Source organism: Melghirimyces algeriensis (assembly GCF_900182565.1).
GTDB lineage: Bacteria > Bacillota > Bacilli > Thermoactinomycetales > DSM-45169 > Melghirimyces > Melghirimyces algeriensis.
The window spans coordinates 283948-299065 of record NZ_FXTI01000002.1 but is presented as its reverse complement, the minus strand read 5'-3'; the positions used below and the strand labels follow the sequence as shown (position 1 = coordinate 299065).

The 15118-nt window shown below is 43.9% G+C and carries 15 protein-coding genes and 5 tRNA genes; 13 read left to right on the top strand and 7 right to left on the bottom strand.

Annotated features, from left to right (window positions below; translation table 11 throughout):
• Positions 1 to 15: 15 nt before the first annotated feature.
• Together FN782_RS04575 and FN782_RS04570 are read right to left on the bottom strand one after the other, a co-directional pair.
• Positions 16 to 1032, bottom strand: a complete 1017-nt coding sequence (locus FN782_RS04575; RefSeq protein ID WP_142504587.1) for a cytochrome d ubiquinol oxidase subunit II — start codon at positions 1030 to 1032, stop codon at positions 16 to 18.
• Between the two features lie 15 nt (positions 1033 to 1047).
• Positions 1048 to 2370, bottom strand: coding sequence for a cytochrome ubiquinol oxidase subunit I (locus FN782_RS04570; RefSeq protein ID WP_142504586.1), 1323 nt, complete (start codon positions 2368 to 2370; stop codon positions 1048 to 1050).
• A gap of 360 nt (positions 2371 to 2730) precedes the next feature.
• Between FN782_RS04570 and FN782_RS17115 the strand changes: the two genes are divergently transcribed.
• The 3 genes from FN782_RS17115 to FN782_RS04555 all read left to right on the top strand — a co-directional run bounded on the left by FN782_RS17115 (position 2731) and on the right by FN782_RS04555 (position 6575).
• Positions 2731 to 3714 (top strand): VanW family protein, encoded by a 984-nt coding sequence (locus FN782_RS17115; RefSeq protein WP_246064839.1) that lies wholly within the window; start codon positions 2731 to 2733, stop codon positions 3712 to 3714.
• 251 nt (positions 3715 to 3965) lie between these two features.
• Positions 3966 to 4976 (top strand): resuscitation-promoting factor, encoded by a 1011-nt coding sequence (locus tag FN782_RS04560; RefSeq protein WP_142504585.1) that lies wholly within the window; start codon positions 3966 to 3968, stop codon positions 4974 to 4976.
• Positions 4977 to 5132: 156 nt separating this feature from the next.
• Entirely contained in the window at positions 5133 to 6575 is a 1443-nt protein-coding gene (locus FN782_RS04555) for a YecA family protein (protein WP_185956031.1), read from the top strand.
• Positions 6576 to 6602: 27 nt separating this feature from the next.
• Here the strand turns inward: FN782_RS04555 and FN782_RS04550 are convergent, their stop codons facing one another.
• Positions 6603 to 7964, bottom strand: a complete 1362-nt coding sequence (locus FN782_RS04550; protein ID WP_142504583.1) for a sodium-dependent transporter — start codon at positions 7962 to 7964, stop codon at positions 6603 to 6605.
• Positions 7965 to 8071: 107 nt separating this feature from the next.
• On the opposite strand from FN782_RS04550, the gene FN782_RS04545 reads away from it, so the two are divergent.
• From FN782_RS04545 to FN782_RS04535, 3 genes are all read left to right on the top strand, one after another.
• On the top strand, positions 8072 to 8608 hold the full coding sequence (locus FN782_RS04545; RefSeq protein WP_185956030.1) for an AAA family ATPase: 537 nt from the start codon (positions 8072 to 8074) through the stop codon (positions 8606 to 8608).
• A 40-nt stretch (positions 8609 to 8648) separates the two neighbouring features.
• The gene (locus FN782_RS04540; RefSeq protein WP_142504581.1) at positions 8649 to 8861 is read left to right on the top strand and encodes a hypothetical protein; all 213 of its coding nucleotides are present in this window, start codon (positions 8649 to 8651) and stop codon (positions 8859 to 8861) included.
• A gap of 666 nt (positions 8862 to 9527) precedes the next feature.
• Complete coding sequence (locus FN782_RS04535; protein ID WP_142504580.1) at positions 9528 to 10361, top strand: PHP domain-containing protein; 834 nt, start codon at positions 9528 to 9530, stop codon at positions 10359 to 10361.
• 18 nt (positions 10362 to 10379) lie between these two features.
• Here FN782_RS04535 and FN782_RS04530 read toward each other — a convergent pair whose 3' ends face one another.
• Together FN782_RS04530 and FN782_RS04525 are read right to left on the bottom strand one after the other, a co-directional pair.
• Complete coding sequence (locus FN782_RS04530) at positions 10380 to 10817, bottom strand: GNAT family N-acetyltransferase (RefSeq protein WP_142504579.1); 438 nt, start codon at positions 10815 to 10817, stop codon at positions 10380 to 10382.
• 22 nt (positions 10818 to 10839) lie between these two features.
• On the bottom strand, positions 10840 to 11355 hold the full coding sequence (locus tag FN782_RS04525; protein ID WP_142504578.1) for a YjcG family protein: 516 nt from the start codon (positions 11353 to 11355) through the stop codon (positions 10840 to 10842).
• Positions 11356 to 11604: 249 nt separating this feature from the next.
• On the opposite strand from FN782_RS04525, the gene FN782_RS04520 reads away from it, so the two are divergent.
• From FN782_RS04520 to FN782_RS04495, 7 genes are all read left to right on the top strand, one after another.
• Positions 11605 to 12129, top strand: coding sequence for a phosphatidylglycerophosphatase A family protein (locus FN782_RS04520; protein WP_142504577.1), 525 nt, complete (start codon positions 11605 to 11607; stop codon positions 12127 to 12129).
• Positions 12130 to 12412: 283 nt separating this feature from the next.
• The gene (locus tag FN782_RS16660; RefSeq protein WP_185956029.1) at positions 12413 to 12580 is read left to right on the top strand and encodes a hypothetical protein; all 168 of its coding nucleotides are present in this window, start codon (positions 12413 to 12415) and stop codon (positions 12578 to 12580) included.
• Between the two features lie 76 nt (positions 12581 to 12656).
• Positions 12657 to 12732, top strand: a tRNA-Met gene (locus tag FN782_RS04515).
• A gap of 4 nt (positions 12733 to 12736) precedes the next feature.
• Positions 12737 to 12813: transfer RNA gene (locus tag FN782_RS04510), tRNA-Asp, on the top strand.
• Positions 12814 to 12898: 85 nt separating this feature from the next.
• Positions 12899 to 12975: transfer RNA gene (locus FN782_RS04505), tRNA-Asp, on the top strand.
• A gap of 8 nt (positions 12976 to 12983) precedes the next feature.
• Positions 12984 to 13059, top strand: a tRNA-Ile gene (locus FN782_RS04500).
• Between the two features lie 14 nt (positions 13060 to 13073).
• A tRNA-Val gene (locus tag FN782_RS04495) sits at positions 13074 to 13148 on the top strand.
• Positions 13149 to 13398: 250 nt separating this feature from the next.
• Here the strand turns inward: FN782_RS04495 and bla are convergent.
• Both bla and FN782_RS04485 read right to left on the bottom strand, forming a co-directional pair.
• Entirely contained in the window at positions 13399 to 14199 is an 801-nt protein-coding gene (gene bla / locus FN782_RS04490) for a subclass B1 metallo-beta-lactamase (protein WP_246064838.1), read from the bottom strand.
• Positions 14200 to 14428: 229 nt separating this feature from the next.
• Positions 14429 to 14602 carry a hypothetical protein gene (locus FN782_RS04485; RefSeq protein WP_185956028.1) on the bottom strand — a complete coding sequence of 58 codons (174 nt, stop codon included), beginning with the start codon at positions 14600 to 14602 and terminating at the stop codon, positions 14429 to 14431.
• Positions 14603 to 15118 lie beyond the last annotated feature (516 nt).

The following is a 15118-nucleotide window of genomic DNA, read 5'->3' as shown; positions in this document are numbered from 1 at the left end:
TATGCGGATCTTCTATTACTTTTCTCCACGAACATAACGGGCGCTAAACAAAAACAGACGTAACAACAAGAATAAAGAAGGGATCAATAAAAACAGACCGGCGATAAAGGCAATAACCAGAGCCCAGCCCATGGTTGAATTGGTAAGTCCTGATTGAACCGTGATATAGGGGTAAAGCAGATATGGCAAATGGGAGTATCCATAACCGAAGAATGCGAAGGCATATTGCAACATAACCAAAATGAAAGAGCAGCCGAGAGCTTTTCGCCACCAAAGTAGGTAAATGGCTCCCAGACAGCATACAAGGGAAAAAAGAAAAACCCAAGCAATATCCAGCATGTTATAAAAATGCGTGGGGTTATGTTGATATAAAGCCATGAAAACCCATATGCTGGCCAAAATGGTGGGGCCACTCCAAAAGAGAGCATACCGTCGAAGGATTTCAAACGCTGGGCGATCCGCTGCCTTGTAAGCATAATAGGTCATAAAGGCGGCGCTGATAAACAAAACACTGACAAGAGCAAGAAAAACCACAGACCAGGAATAAGGACTGGTAAGCAACGTTTCTGGAAGAAAAATGATGTTTCCATCTCCTGTTTGTCGGATAAATCCGCCTTCAGAGATGGTTAAAACGGTTGACAGGGAAGCTGGGATAAAAAGTCCTGTCATCCCATACAAAAAGTGATAAATTCGGCTTTGACGCGCGCCATAGTTGGCAAATGCGTAAAAGGAACCCCGGATCGATAAGAGAAGCAGTGCGATTCCACCGGGGATCAGGAGTGCCGTCCCATAGTAATATGCTGTATCTGGAAAAAAGCCCACAATTCCCACGAAGAAAAAGACGAGAAAAACATTGGTTACTTCCCAGACTGGAGACAGATAACGGCTGATCACTCGGCTGATGATATGATCCTTTTGGGTCAGCATACTGTAGTATGAGAAGAAGCCAGCACCAAAATCAATGGAGGCGACAATGACATAACCGTATAAAAACGTCCAGAGGACTGTGATACCGATGATTTCCAGTTGCAAAGGGATTCCTCCCCTCTAAAGGATGATCCTTCGCTCCTCCAGTTCTTTCTCTACACTCTTCTTGCGAAACAGGCGAATCAGGACGAATATGGAGATGAGAGTGAGCGCAAGGTATAACAGAGAGAAAACAACCAACAGTGTGCCTACATTGTCTGCAGTGGTAGCTGCTTCATTTGTGTACATTAATCCACGAATAATCCAGGGTTGGCGACCAACTTCCGCGTAGATCCATCCCAGTTCAATCGCTATAAATGAAAGGGGGGCAGCCAAGACAATTCCCCGAAGCATCCAGGGGTTCCAAAGATTTTTCTTTCGCCACCAAACAATGAGAAAAACAAGGGAAATGATGATCAGATAGCTACCTATCAGGACCATCCCATCAAACAGATAGTGAAGATACAACGGAGGCCGTTCATCAACCGGAAATTCATTTAACCCGATAATTTCTCCATTGGGGGTCCCCTTACCGAGAATGCTCAACGCCCAGGGAATTTGAATGGCCCCTTTGATTTCGTTGTTCTCATCCAGATAGCCACCCAGAATCAAGGGCGCTTTTGTTTGTGTCTCAAAATGCCATTCGGCCGCGGCCAGTTTTTCCGGAACATGTTTGGCCAGAAACTTTCCGGATAAATCCCCTGCGACGGCTGTGGCCAGAGCTAGGATGAAGCCGGCGATCATCGTCATTTTAAGAGCTTTTTTATAATAACTGTGGTTTCGTCCCCTGAGCAGACAATAGGCGGCGATTCCAGCCAAAAGAAAGGCACAGGTGACATATGAGGATGAAAGAACATGAGCCACTTTGGTGGGGGTTGCCGGGTTGAACATTGCGGTGAGGGGTTGGATGTTCGTCAGTTCCCCATTTTTAATGGTGAAACCGGCCGGGGTGTTCATAAATGCGTTGACCGTGGTAATAAATATGGCAGAAAAAGTAGATCCAATAACAATGGGTATGGATGTTAACCAATGGTAAACGGGCTTTTTGAACCGATCCCAGGAATATAAATAGATTCCGAGAAAAATGGCTTCAAAGAAAAATGCAAATGTTTCCAGGAAAAGTGGAAGACTGATCACATTTCCCACTAATTGCATAAACCGTGGCCATAACAGGCTAAGCATCAAACCGATGGAGGTTCCAGTAACCACGCCGACAGCAACAGTGATCACAAAGCCACGTGTCCAACGGCGGGCCATCAGGATATAGTGCGGGTCCTTTTTATAGATCCCCCAAGCTTCCGCCAGGGAGATTAAAACGGGAACCCCGACTCCGATTGTGGCCCAAATGATATGAAAGCCAAGGGTTTCTGCCGTAAGAATACGGCTCAATGTTGCAGAATCCATGATTTTTTCTCCCCTCGCCTTATGGATATTTATAAATGGGAGGTCCTTTGTTGAATCTTCTGTGGTTCCCTTATCATACACGGGTTTATTTGAAGTTAAAATAAGTGGATGCAATGTTCCAAAAATCAACACAATCCAGTAAAAGAACGTACACGTATTTTTCACAAAGCTGTCAACTTCAGAAGGAGTCGGATAAGAAAAAATCGTAAAGAAGACGTATGGCAGTTTGAAATAGAATCAGCTATCCTTGAACCGGATGTATGAGCGGATGTTTTCCTTATTATGGTTTAAAATCACCTAAAGTTCCCAGCGTTCCCCTTTCCGTTGATTGTACAGAATAAACAGGGAGGGGGTGAGCGGTTGAAGGCTTTAGTTTGCATTCTTACTGTTTCTATACTAATTCTGGGTTGTACACCTGCATCTTTTCATACTTGGTATTCTGATCCAGAGGGTTCAGCTACCCAAACGAAACAACCGGTCCAAAACGCAGAGTCCCGACTGATTCTTCAACATGAAGAAGAAAGATGGGAACTGAATCTCCAGAAAATAGGGTTTGACGGCATTGACCCCACGACTCTGGATCGGGATGCATTTTATCGGTGGTTTGCTGATGTGGAGAAAGAGATCAACCGCCGCCCACGTTCTGCTTATTTTGAAAATCGGCGAATTGTGCCTCACAAAGAAGGACAAAAGGTGGAACGGGCCATTATCGATCATTGGTTGGATGAAATTCACTCCTATATGAATCGCCCTTTGGATATACCTGTACAGATTTGGAAACCTCGCATTACAGCAGAAATGTTGGAACATATCAAAGAGAAGCGTTTAGGTTTTTATCAAACGGTTTATAATCCGGGCAACAAAAACCGGACCCATAACATTGAGCTTTCCGTCAAAGCGATTGATCACCATGTAGTCAATGTCGGAGACGTCTTTTCGTTTAACCAAACAGTAGGAAAACGTACGATGCGTCGAGGCTATCGCCCCGCAAAAATCATTGTTCGGGGAGAGTATACGGAAGGCGTGGGTGGAGGAATCTGTCAAACATCCTCTACCCTTTATAACAGTGTGGAACGAGCGGGGTTACGTGTATTACAACGTGTCAGCCACAGCAAACGGGTGACATATGTTCCGGTGGGACAGGATGCGACTGTCTCCTGGGGAGGTCCGGACTTCCAATTCCAGAATCAATTAAATCGACCAGTATTAATTACAGCATCAGCAAAAAATGGAATATTAGCCGTGACGATATGGGGCTCCCAGGAGACTGCTCACCGTCCAAAAGAAACCAAGGAACCGCCCAAATTCGTACCGGAGTCAGAAGAAGTTCCGTCTTTTAGATGAATGATTGTTGGAATGGGTGAAAGAGCGGGTAGACCCCGCTCCCCTTTGGTTTTCTTCAAATATCGATGGGATGCATTCCGGGACGAAAAATCATTGTGAGGGGGGATGTGATGTAACCATATGCTGAAAGTGTAAGTAAACTGGTACTTATTACCCCTTCTGTGATTGTTCAATTTTTTATAGACATTTACGGGGTCTTTGCTATAATAGGAACCGTCTTTTTTACCATTGGAGAAAAAAGGAGGTATTGGATGAAAAAAACCCTGATGATCTCGTTGGGGGTTGCCGCCCTCCTGCTGTTGTCCGGTGTGGTTGGTTATGCCATGATGAACAAAGAAGTTACCATTACATTCAGTGATAAAGAGAAAGACATTCAAACCGATGTCCTGAATGGAACACTGTCAGAAGTGTTGACTGAAGAGGGTTATCAGGCCGCGGAGCTGAAGAAAAAATACAAGCCGAGTATTCCGTGGAATCAAACCATTCAAAAAGATGGGAAAATCAATTTAACTTGTAAATGCAAGGTTTCCTTGAAAATAGGGGATCAAGATCCGAAAGAATATAAAACCTTGCAAAGTACCGTTGGGGATTTTCTAAAGGAACAGGATGTTAAAGTAAGAGAAAATCATCAATTAAATGCGACATTGGATCAGAAGATTACAAATGAAATGACAATCGTAATCGATGAAATTGAAAAACGCGTCAACAAGAAAGTAAAAGAGATTGACTATCCTGTGAAGGAGAAGGAAGATCCAAAAATCCCTAAAGGGGAAAAGAAAGTTGTTCAAAAAGGCGAAAAAGGAAAAGTGATTTATGAAGTAACGGCTTTGTTCATCAATGGAAAGTCCATGGTAACGGATAAAAAGAAAATTGATGAAGTAAAACCGGTTCCGCAGATTGTTAAAGTTGGATCGAAGGAAGCGGTGGAAGCATCAGCAGAGAAAAAAGAGGATACTCAGCTTTCTTCCGGTTCACGGATTGCAGGGTTGAAGTACAAACGAACGCTGAGTATGCAAGCGACTGGCTACACTCACACAGGTAACCCAACGGCGTCCGGCAATATGCCTTCTCGCGGAACCATTGCAGTTGATCCCAGTGTGATTCCGTTGGGGACGAAGCTGTACATACCCGGTTACGGTCGTGGTGTGGCACAGGATACAGGTGGAGCAGTCAATGGGAACATTATTGACCTCTTTTTTGAAACCAGAGAAGAAGCGATTCAATGGGGTCGTCGAAGTGTGACAGTTTACATTTTAGAATAGGATGAATGTTACCCGCTCGCAGAACGTTGCGAGTGGTTTTTTAATGGATAAAAATCTCAAGTGGAAATCCCATCATTCTTTTCCAAATATTTTTGTAAACGAGTGGGTAATTCTTATATACTACAATAAAGAGCGATGTACAGGATGTGTTGTGATATGCCTGCAACAGTTGGTCGAAATGATCCTTGTCCATGTGGGAGCGGGAACAAATACAAAAAATGCTGTGAACGGGTAGTGGCGATTCAGTCAGCTGAACAAATCCGGGTGGAAAGATTGCGAAAAACCAAGTACCGTTTGCTTATGGAGTTAAATGAGTGGTTTGAACAGGTTTGCTCGAATGCTTTGGATGGGAAATGGTCTTTTCAGTTTAAGGAGTCGCTTCAACTTTCTCTTCAGGAGCCAATCCCGTCCCGTTTCTCTCATGCTTACCGTTTTTGGTTGCTGTTTGATGCCCCGTGCTATCGAGGCCAACGTCCAGTTGAATGTTGGAGAAAGCAAATGGTGAGGCGATCATCGGAAGAGCAACAAATTGCCAAAAAACTTTCAGAAATTTATCTGTGTTGCTATGAGGTGGCAGATCTTGATAAAGAACACGTTTTACTTCGTTCGATGGTGAAAGGTACGGAATTTACGGTTCAGATGAAAGAATCTGTTCAAACAGGTATGTTGTTATTTGCACGCCTCTCCAGTTTGATGGATCGTTATGAGTTGTTTGGTCCCTATACATTTTTTGGGGAAAAGGTGAGGGGGAAGCTGCAAATGTATCTGAAAAAGCAGCAGAAAGAATGGGAATTAAACCGGGAATACTGGCAACAAAATGGTTTGCATGTATTGGGATGGTCAATAGAGAGGGCCCAGGAGATGGAAAGAAGAGAGTGTCCGAAAACGGTCGACCAAGAAAGCCAGAGCGAAATTTCAGATCTTCAGAATGAATGGATACACCTTCCGACTCTGCCGAACGCCGAAGCGTTTCTTCCCGATGAGGTGGAACAACATTTTGATCTTTTCCAGGCAACCTTTGTAAAGAACTTTCAAAGTAAAACCCAGGAGTTGTATGTGAGATCCCTAAATCTTTTGAAAGAATATATCTCCAGTCATTTTGGAAAACGATTTACATGGTCGCTGTTTAATCGGAGTGTTTTGAGTCATTTGTTTGGAGTTTGGTATGTGGACAACGGTAAAGGGGGGATTGTTCAGTCAAGGATTTTTCTGAATACATTAAAAGGTTTGTTTCAATGGATTCGTGATGAAGGCATCTGTGACTTTTACTCCACTTTTACCCCGGTCTATCTGGAATGTATTCAGATGCTTCCATTATCCTACGAGGTGAAACAGTGGCTTTGTGAGAATTGTGGTTTACAGGATCATTCCATTTCAACAGATTCCGGAGTATTTAAACTGTCCGTTTCTTCTGTAAAGACCAGGTTGAAGGTAAAAGATCAATGGATTCCGCTTCAGGCAAGTGTGCGGGGATTGCCAACAACGTGGTTGGACCATCGTTTTTGGTTAAAGGGGAAAATATCCATTCAATCCCAGACTGTGTATCTGGTTGCTGTGGAAGCTGTGTATCCGTGTCTGTCTGTTTCAGAGGAGTTATAATAATCCCCCCAATGAGGGGGGATCTTTTTAAAGGCTGGACAATATTTGGAATGCAAAAACGGTCAAGATCAGTAGTGGAGTTACCCAACGAACGATAAACACCCAAAAGGGTTGAGCGGGTAATCCTTTTCCATCTTCCCCCCGCGCTTCTCTGAGAACCTGATTCATTCCCCATTTCCAACCGGCAAAGAGAATGACAATCAGTCCTCCCAAGGGAAGAAGCACATTGGAAGCAAGAAAGTCCAGAGAATCAAAAATAGTTAGCCCAAATAATCCTTTGGTATCGGATAAAATGTTAAATGAGAGAGTAGAGGGTATTCCTAAGAGAAATATCAGCCCACCGGTTAGGATTGTCCCGGTTTTTCGATTCAGTTGATGCTCGTCTTCCAGATAGCGAAGAGGTACTTCCAACAGAGAAATGGAAGACGTAAGGGCTGCCATACTCAGTAAAAAGAAAAACAAAACAGCAGATAAACTCCCGATCGGCATCTGTGCAAAGACAGATGGAAGCGTGATAAAGACCAGAGCGGGACCTGCGTTGGGCTCATAACCCAATGAAAATACTGCCGGAAAGATTGCAAGACCTGCTGCCAATGAGACTAATGTTGAAAAGAGAACAATATTGCCGATCGCACTTGGAACGCTTTCTTTTTTGGAAAGGAAGCTTCCATAGGTGATCATGGTTCCGGCGCCAACAGATAAAGAAAAGAAAGCCATTCCAAGCGCTTCAAAAATGGTTGTAATCGACACGCTGGACCAATCGGGATACAAAATAAAACGAATTCCTTCACCTGATCCGGGAAGGGTCACGGCACGAATGACCAGAATAATTAACATCAAACCCAAAAGAGGCATTAAAAACTTATTGGTCCGTTCAATTCCGTTTTGCAGTCCAAAGATACAAACTCCCATTGTTAATAACATAAATAGTGCTTGCCAAATCACTGTAGTGGCTGGGTTAGAAATAAAGGAACCAAACTTTGCTTCGATTCCATTGATGGAGAGCTGGTGAAACCCATTCGCAATAGCTTCCCATGTATAGTAAAGCGTCCATCCACCAACAGTACTGTAAAAAGAAAGAATAATAATGGAAGCGATAATTCCAATAAACCCTCCCATAAACCAGGGGGTATTGGGGGCTTGCTTTCGTAAAGCTCCGACAGGGTTACGCTGGGTACTGCGTCCCAAAACAATTTCCGAGAGAAGGACAGGAAGTCCAAGCAGTAAAACACATATGACATAAATCATGACAAAAGCACCACCGCCATTTTCGCCGGTGACATAGGGAAAGCGCCAGATACTTCCCAATCCCACGGCAGAGCCGATGGAAGCGAGAATAAACCCGAATTTCCCGGACCATTGTTCCCGTGAACCATTGTTTGATGCCAAATCCTTTTCCTCCTACACCTAGAATTTTTTCGTCTTAGTGTATCACAGTATGAGAGATGAAAAAACAAGAAATTATATGGATAATGCTGGTGTGTGGAGGTGTAAATTTGGCAAGTGAGTTGATTTTTCCTGAAAACACCTTAATCTTGATGTGTGCTGCTCCGGGTTGCGGTAAATCCACCTTTGCCAGTCGGAATTTCCTTTCAACGCAAATTGTTTCTTCGGATCAATGTCGGGCCATGGTTTGCGATGATATGGAAGATATGTCTGTCCATAAGGAAACATTTTCGTTGGTTCGGCATATTGCCCGAATGCGGATGAGACTTGGAAAGCTGACGGTTATTGATTCCACTGCTCTTTCCAGACGGATGCGGTGTTCATTTCGAAAACTTGCGACTGCCTACCAATTTCGGAGTGGGTTGATTTTGCTGGATATTCCATTGGAACGCTGTTTGGAGCAAAACCAGAAAAGAAACAGGAGGGTGGCTTCTCACGTCATTCGGCGTTATCATGCTTTATTGCAACAGACAAAACAAACCGTTCAGAAAGAAGGGTTTGATTATGTTTACATATTGAACGGGGAACAATTGGAAACTTGTCGGATCTCCATTATTAGGGATCATAAAAAGTCGTTTCAGGAGTGATACTAGACATGCACTCAACTATAAGGAGGGAGCGTTTTTTATGGGCTTTTTTGATCGGGAGAACGCTGAGGCAAATCCGGAAAGCCTGAACAATCGCAGGCTGAAAAATGGTACTGCTGATGATCGAAAGATCAATGAGATGATGAACGAAGTGGCCTCCGAGCTGAATGTATCCGAAAATCGTGATCAATCGCCGGAAGAGGCGAAGAAGCTTGGTCGACGAATGGAAGAAGAAATTAAAAAACGCACCTGAAACTTGTTGAGTGTGGCGGGCCCCTTTTTGGGGCCCGTGAGTTGTTGGAATGGAATATAAAACAATTACCCATGATAGGGAATATTTTTTCGAAAAATATAAAAAGTTACAAAAAGAAATTGCTTCTTTTTCATCTTGGATATGTTGATGTCAATGTGTTTGAGTTAAGATATGAAAAAATCTCAGCAATTTGCTGATCTGTCGCTTCTTCGATGTGTTTGGGAATGAAGGATTCGTTTAAGGGGCGGTTGCCTTTTAGCGGTTTTATAACTGGCTTGCCCAACCTTAGCTGCGTATTGCTTTTTTCTTCTCCATGGAAACAGTGAACAGGAATTCGAAGTAGAAACTCCTCTCCTGAGATATGATCGCGAATCCGAAGATCATATCCGGACGATATACCATGACGGCAGATAAATCCCCGTGAGCGTAAAAACGGTTCAATCTTATCACGGGAATATACTGATCCCGCGATTTGTTTCATTTTCAGCCCCAAGGGAAAACCTCCTCATCTGTTTGGTTCAAACTGCCTGATCAAAGGCTTGAATAAATGGTAGTTACATCCTATGTTACCATTGGAGAACGTATGAATCGACGGAGTAAACAAATATGGTATGCTGGAATGAAATCCAACTTTCTATCTTTGCTTCAAACAAGGAGTGAAAATGAATGAACCACTTAGATCTCCATGTTCACACAACGGCCTCCGATGGAATGTTTTCACCGAAAGACGTGGTCAAGATGGCAAGGGAGAAAGCGTTGCATGGTATTGCGATCACAGACCATGATACAGTGGATGGGGTGGAAGAGGCATTAAAATATGGAAAAGAATCAGGAATTATGGTGATACCGGGTGTAGAGATCAGTACGGTGGCTGATGGCCAAGATATTCATGTTTTAGGCTATTATGTGGATTACACGGATCAAGCGTTTCATGCGCGACTCAGAGAGCAACGGGAGGCCAGGCAGCGTCGCAATGTTCTCCTTCTGAAAAAATTGGAAGACCTTGGAGTTCGCATTACGATGGAAGAAGTATTGTCCAAGAAGAAAGATCAGACAGGCAACGCAGGCCGCCCCCACATCGCTGAGGTTTTGGTGGAAAAAGGGGTGGTTCAGTCCATGAATGAAGCGTTTGACAAATATCTTGGGAAAGATGGTGCGGCATATGTCACTACACCCCGCATCCGACCGGAGGAGGCGATTGTCTTCATTCGTCAAGCGGGAGGCATTCCGGTTTTAGCTCATCCGGGGTTGTACCAGGATGATAAATTGGTGAATGATCTCGCCAAAGCAGGACTGGGTGGGATTGAGGTGAATCATCCGGACCATGATGAAAGAATGAAGTTACATTATACTCAAATTGCCCGCAGATTTGGAATCCTGACAACGGGTGGGTCCGATTTTCACGGGGAACGACACGGTTCGATGTATCATGCTCCACTTGGAACATGCTTTACAGATCTGGAAACAGTGGAAAAATTGGCCGAAAAGGCAGGTGAATAGTTTTAAAAAAACCGATCCTCAGCACTGGATCGGTTTTTTCATTTCAATATGTTCGATTCCTGCATCCATAAAGGGTTCCCCATGGGGATCATAACCCAGTTTTCGGTAGAAGGAAAGAGCAGAAGTCTGAGCGTGAAGTTTAAGCATCGAGGCTTCATGTTGAATAGCATACGATTCAATGGCATCCATCAATGCACGCCCTAACCCTGTTCCACGATGGGATGAAAGAACGGCAACACGCTCTACTTTTCCCACCTTTGCGGATACCCAACGCAGTCGAGCGGTGCCTACGGCCTGACCATTTTCTTTAGCCAGAAAGTGAGTAGCTGTTGCATCCCATTCATCCGTCTCCAACGATGAAGGAACATTCTGTTCTTCAACGAAAACCTTATGGCGAATGGAAAATGCTTGATCCAACTCTTTTTTCTCCATGATGGGTGCGATTTGAATGCTCATAAGTGTGCCTCTTCCACCGAGTTTATTTAGATCCTTGAAACAGGAAGGACTGATAAATGGTCCAGGAACCGTTTTCAAGTTGATACATCAGATGAAATCGGTCAATCAGCGTTTCTCCTTCCAATTTCAACATTCTCAGGCTTCCATAGACATCATGTAATTCATCATCAGACATTTTTTGACCGATTGTAATATGAGGTATAAAATTGTAGGGACTCTCCTGATAAAGAATTCCTGAGTTGATTTTTTCATGGAGCGTTTTAAAATGTTCGGTTTTATCTGCAGCAATATAGATGACATTGGTGGTTGGATGAAACGTGCTGATTTTCGGCAGGTGTACTTTGAAAGGAGCGGTTTCCCGTGCAACGTTGTCCAAGTGTTTAACCACTTGGGACAGCAGGTTTTCGTCCGCTTCAAACGCTTCTTTCAAGGTGATATGCGGAGGAATCATCGCATAATGGGGGTCATATCGCTTTCGAAAGGAGTTGGCAAAGTCTTGTATCTTTTTTTCTGGAAAAGTTGCCACACCGTACTTCATCTCTTTCCCTCCTTGGAATGTATTTGACCGGTTTAGTATTGGTATGTTGCTTTGATTGGGGAAAACCGGTGAGACCATGAAAATGAAACAGGATTTAGTTCACTGGACGTCAATAAATCGAAAAGTTCTCACCTTATATTATACCCGCTACCAGCCTTCGAATAAAGATGTAGAATAGAAGTGGTATCCTTTCAATTTCAAATTATGTTAATATAAAAATGCTTTCGTGAAGTGGGAGGAGGACCTGTAATGAAGCGTGTTCACAGCGCTGAAGTAAAAAAGGCTACACTTGATCGGTTGGAGGAACGCGGTGTCACGGTGGAGAAAATCGCAGAAATTGTACATCGCATGCAGTCTCCTTATAATGAAAATTTGACGATGGAAAGCTGTATTGAGAGTGTGTTGGCTGTTTTGGAAAAGCGTGAGCTCCAGCATGCCATTTTAGTCGGAGTGGAGCTGGATATGCTGGCTGAAAAAAAGTCTTTGTCTGAACCCTTGCAATCCTTGGTAGAGGAAGATGAAGGCCTGTTTGGTTGTGATGAAACACTTGCTCTGGGTTCCGTACTCGGTTATGGCAGCATTGCAGTTACCACGTTTGGCTATTTGGATAAACATAAAGTGGGCTTGATTGAGGATCTCGACACCAAAAAGAAGGGCCCTATCCATACATTTTTGGATGACCTTGTGGCAAGTATTGCAGCATCTGCTGCCAGTCGTTTGGCTCACCGAATTCGGGATGAAGAGGAATCAATTCAGGATCAACCCACAGGATAAATGTTGTTTTATGGAGGTTCAGGCTTCATCCTCACTGGATGAAGCCTTTGCTTGTTACAAGCAAAAAAATGGGCTGTCGCCAGCCCGAATGAGAGGAGGGAACATCTGTCCAATGGTCCATCAGATGATTGGGTCACCAATCGGATCCGATTGTGTTTTATCTTATGTGGCATTGCAAAAGGAAGTATCGGCCGCAGGATAAAATGTACGGGTGCCCCAAGCATGAATCTGTCGGGGATCGGAAAAATATAAAGAAACAGGTGTTGAAAGGAGAAAGCTTGTCATGTTTACTTGGGTGTATTGGGCCAAACTATACGACTCACGTTTTCAAGCAAGTTGCCTTGCTACACGAATGGAGGAGGACTGGTGGATTCATGAATTTGAAAGACCGGTAGAAGTGGAAGTCTTCCAGTCCAAAAAGGGACGGTATGGCGTTCGTTGCCTTTTTTAAGTGGGGTGATTCACAGGTTTTTAAAAAAATGCTTGCATCCATCGCTAAAATGTTGTATATTATTAATTGTCGCTGACGCGGGGTGGAGCAGTCGGTAGCTCGTCGGGCTCATAACCCGAAGGTCGCAGGTTCGAATCCTGCCCCCGCAACCAATATGGAGCTGTGGTGAAGTTGGAGTTCACGCCGGCCTGTCACGCCGGAGGTCGCGGGTTCGAGTCCCGTCAGCTCCGCCATGTTTTTCGCAGTTGAGCCCATTCGTAGGGTGTTCATCAACCCAAAGGTCGCAGGTTTTGAATCCTGCCTCCGCAAACCAAATATGGAGCTGTGGTGAAGTTGGAGTTCACGCCGGCCTGTCACGCCGGAGGTCGCGGGTTCGAGTCCCGTCAGCTCCGCCATGTGATTCGGGCCTATAGCTCAGTTGGTAGAGCAGTCGGCTCATAACCGATCGGTCACAGGTTCGAGTCCTGTTGGGCCCACCAGTTGCACATTTTTTGGGCAGTTAGCTCAGGGGGAGAGCGCTACCTTGACACGGTAGAGGTCACTGGTTCGATCCCAGTACTGCCCACCACCAAAACCCTTGAAGGATCAAGGGTTTTTTATTTTGCACATTTGGTCAATCATCACAAATCCCCTTTTGACTACATTGGTTTTATCAACCACTTGGCCATCAAGGGGATAAAAGCAACAAAAAGCGATAAAGACCCCTCTTTATGGGGCCTTTATTATTCTGGGGAGATATTTCTTATTCCGGTGAATCTCCGTGATTCATCCACTCACTTTTTTCTACTGTGGCAGGACGTTAGTTAAGATCGTTTCAGTCAGCTTTTGTTTTGGGTATGTTGTTTGATCAGATCCAGTGTGTGGAAAAGTAAGCTCTGATCTCCCCAGTTCCCATGTCCAGGTACAACTGTTTTGACCTGTGGATATTTATTGATTACCTTTTTAACGGAGTCATCCCATTGTTCTACATTTGCATCAGAGAGATTTCCAAGATCTGTTGCATCCGATGATTTGATGAAGCATCCGCCGAATAATATTTTATATTGGGGAAGCCAAACAGTAATGTTATCTTGTGAATGACCTTCTCCAGGGTAATAGGCTTCAACGACTGTGTCGCCCACTTTCATCACTGGTTTTGCATCGAGTGTCGGTTTGGGTGAAGGATATCCATATTTTTTAGCCAGTTTTGCTGTCAAAAGTGTACTACGTACATCGATTCCCTGATTCAGTAACGCCTGAATACCTCCAATGCTATCATCATGCGCATGAGTAATCAGCGCCAAAACAACGTTTTGCTTGAAATGTGTTTTGATCATCTTTAATAACGCTTCAGTTTTTTGGTAGTTTCCCGCTGAATCCCATGCTGTATCAATCAGGACGACTCCTTTGGAAGTAGAAACGATTAACCCATTGTGACCATAGGTTGTGCCATTCCATTCGTTGTATGATGTGTGTACCCATACATTGTCATTCAATTTCGTTAATACGATCGACTGATCTGAATTGGTAATCTGAGTGGGAGATGATTGTTTAGATTGAGCAATTGTCTGAGAATGAAACGATGTTATCACAACGGATAATGTTAGTAACAGACTAAACATCACTTTATTAATTTTCAAACAGATCTCGCCTTTCTGCCTAGTATAGACTTCCGCTGAATATTTTACCATTAACCATTGCGTATTACGAACCTAATTCCAATTCATTTTCAATATGCAAAAAAAGACCGGGATTTGAGTCCCGGCGCGAATAGAGAGTGGATGAGGATTTGACTTTTCACATGGATGATTTGAAAACCTGATCTGTTTTGTGTCCACATGAATGTTACGAACAACAGGGACGAAGGGATCACTCCTTTCGTTTCAGTGTTTGTTTCAGTTCTTGGATTTCCTTGCGAAGATCTTGAATCTCTTTTTTTATATCCTTATTGTGCTGTGTATGTTCGACTTCCTCCACTTTGTTCACAATGACACCAACAAACAGATTCAGGACAATAAATGTTCCCAATAAAACGAATATCACAAAATAGATCCATGCCCAAGGGGCGGGTTTTAGGAAATGCGAGCGGGAATCCTCCCCATTTCAATGGGGGAGATGAAAGCGAGTGCACCACAGGTGACCGTTTGGTATACTTGAAGTACGAGGGAAAACTCGTTAAACGCTTTGTACCTTGAAAACCGAATCGTATGGGGTTGTGGTGAGGAAGGAACAGTCACCACGTAAAACGATTCCTGTCATGTGGAAGGACCCACAAAACCATTTTCACCATGTACCGTAGGAACTACGGGAAGTGAAGCTCGCGGAGAGTACCCGCCTGGGCTCGATGAACCGAGAAGCTCTACCACTTTCGTGGAGAGCCATTCACCATGAGGTTCATAATCCCGCTTGCCCACGATTCCATCTGTTAGAATATGAATAAGTATTTTGGGAACCACCTCGAAGGAGAAGCAATAATATTTTGGAAATGGGGAAGTCCCAAGAGGAAGAAATGTAAAAAGAACCGGGCAGTTCATCCTTCCCGGTTCTTTTTGATTCCTA

What these genes read in the sequence shown, in the direction of transcription:
- FN782_RS04560 (WP_142504585.1), top strand. Translation starts at nt 3,966, where the DNA reads ATGAAAAAAACCCTGATGATCTCGTTGGGGGTTGCCGCCCTCCTGCTG.
- FN782_RS04530 (WP_142504579.1), bottom strand. Translation starts at nt 10,817, where the DNA reads ATGAGCATTCAAATCGCACCCATCATGGAGAAAAAAGAGTTGGATCAA.
- FN782_RS16660 (WP_185956029.1), top strand. Translation starts at nt 12,413, where the DNA reads ATGTTTACTTGGGTGTATTGGGCCAAACTATACGACTCACGTTTTCAA.
- FN782_RS04555 (WP_185956031.1), top strand. Translation starts at nt 5,133, where the DNA reads ATGCCTGCAACAGTTGGTCGAAATGATCCTTGTCCATGTGGGAGCGGG.
- FN782_RS04525 (WP_142504578.1), bottom strand. Translation starts at nt 11,355, where the DNA reads ATGAAGTACGGTGTGGCAACTTTTCCAGAAAAAAAGATACAAGACTTT.
- FN782_RS04570 (WP_142504586.1), bottom strand. Translation starts at nt 2,370, where the DNA reads ATGGATTCTGCAACATTGAGCCGTATTCTTACGGCAGAAACCCTTGGC.
- FN782_RS04540 (WP_142504581.1), top strand. Translation starts at nt 8,649, where the DNA reads ATGGGCTTTTTTGATCGGGAGAACGCTGAGGCAAATCCGGAAAGCCTG.
- FN782_RS04520 (WP_142504577.1), top strand. Translation starts at nt 11,605, where the DNA reads ATGAAGCGTGTTCACAGCGCTGAAGTAAAAAAGGCTACACTTGATCGG.
- FN782_RS04535 (WP_142504580.1), top strand. Translation starts at nt 9,528, where the DNA reads ATGAACCACTTAGATCTCCATGTTCACACAACGGCCTCCGATGGAATG.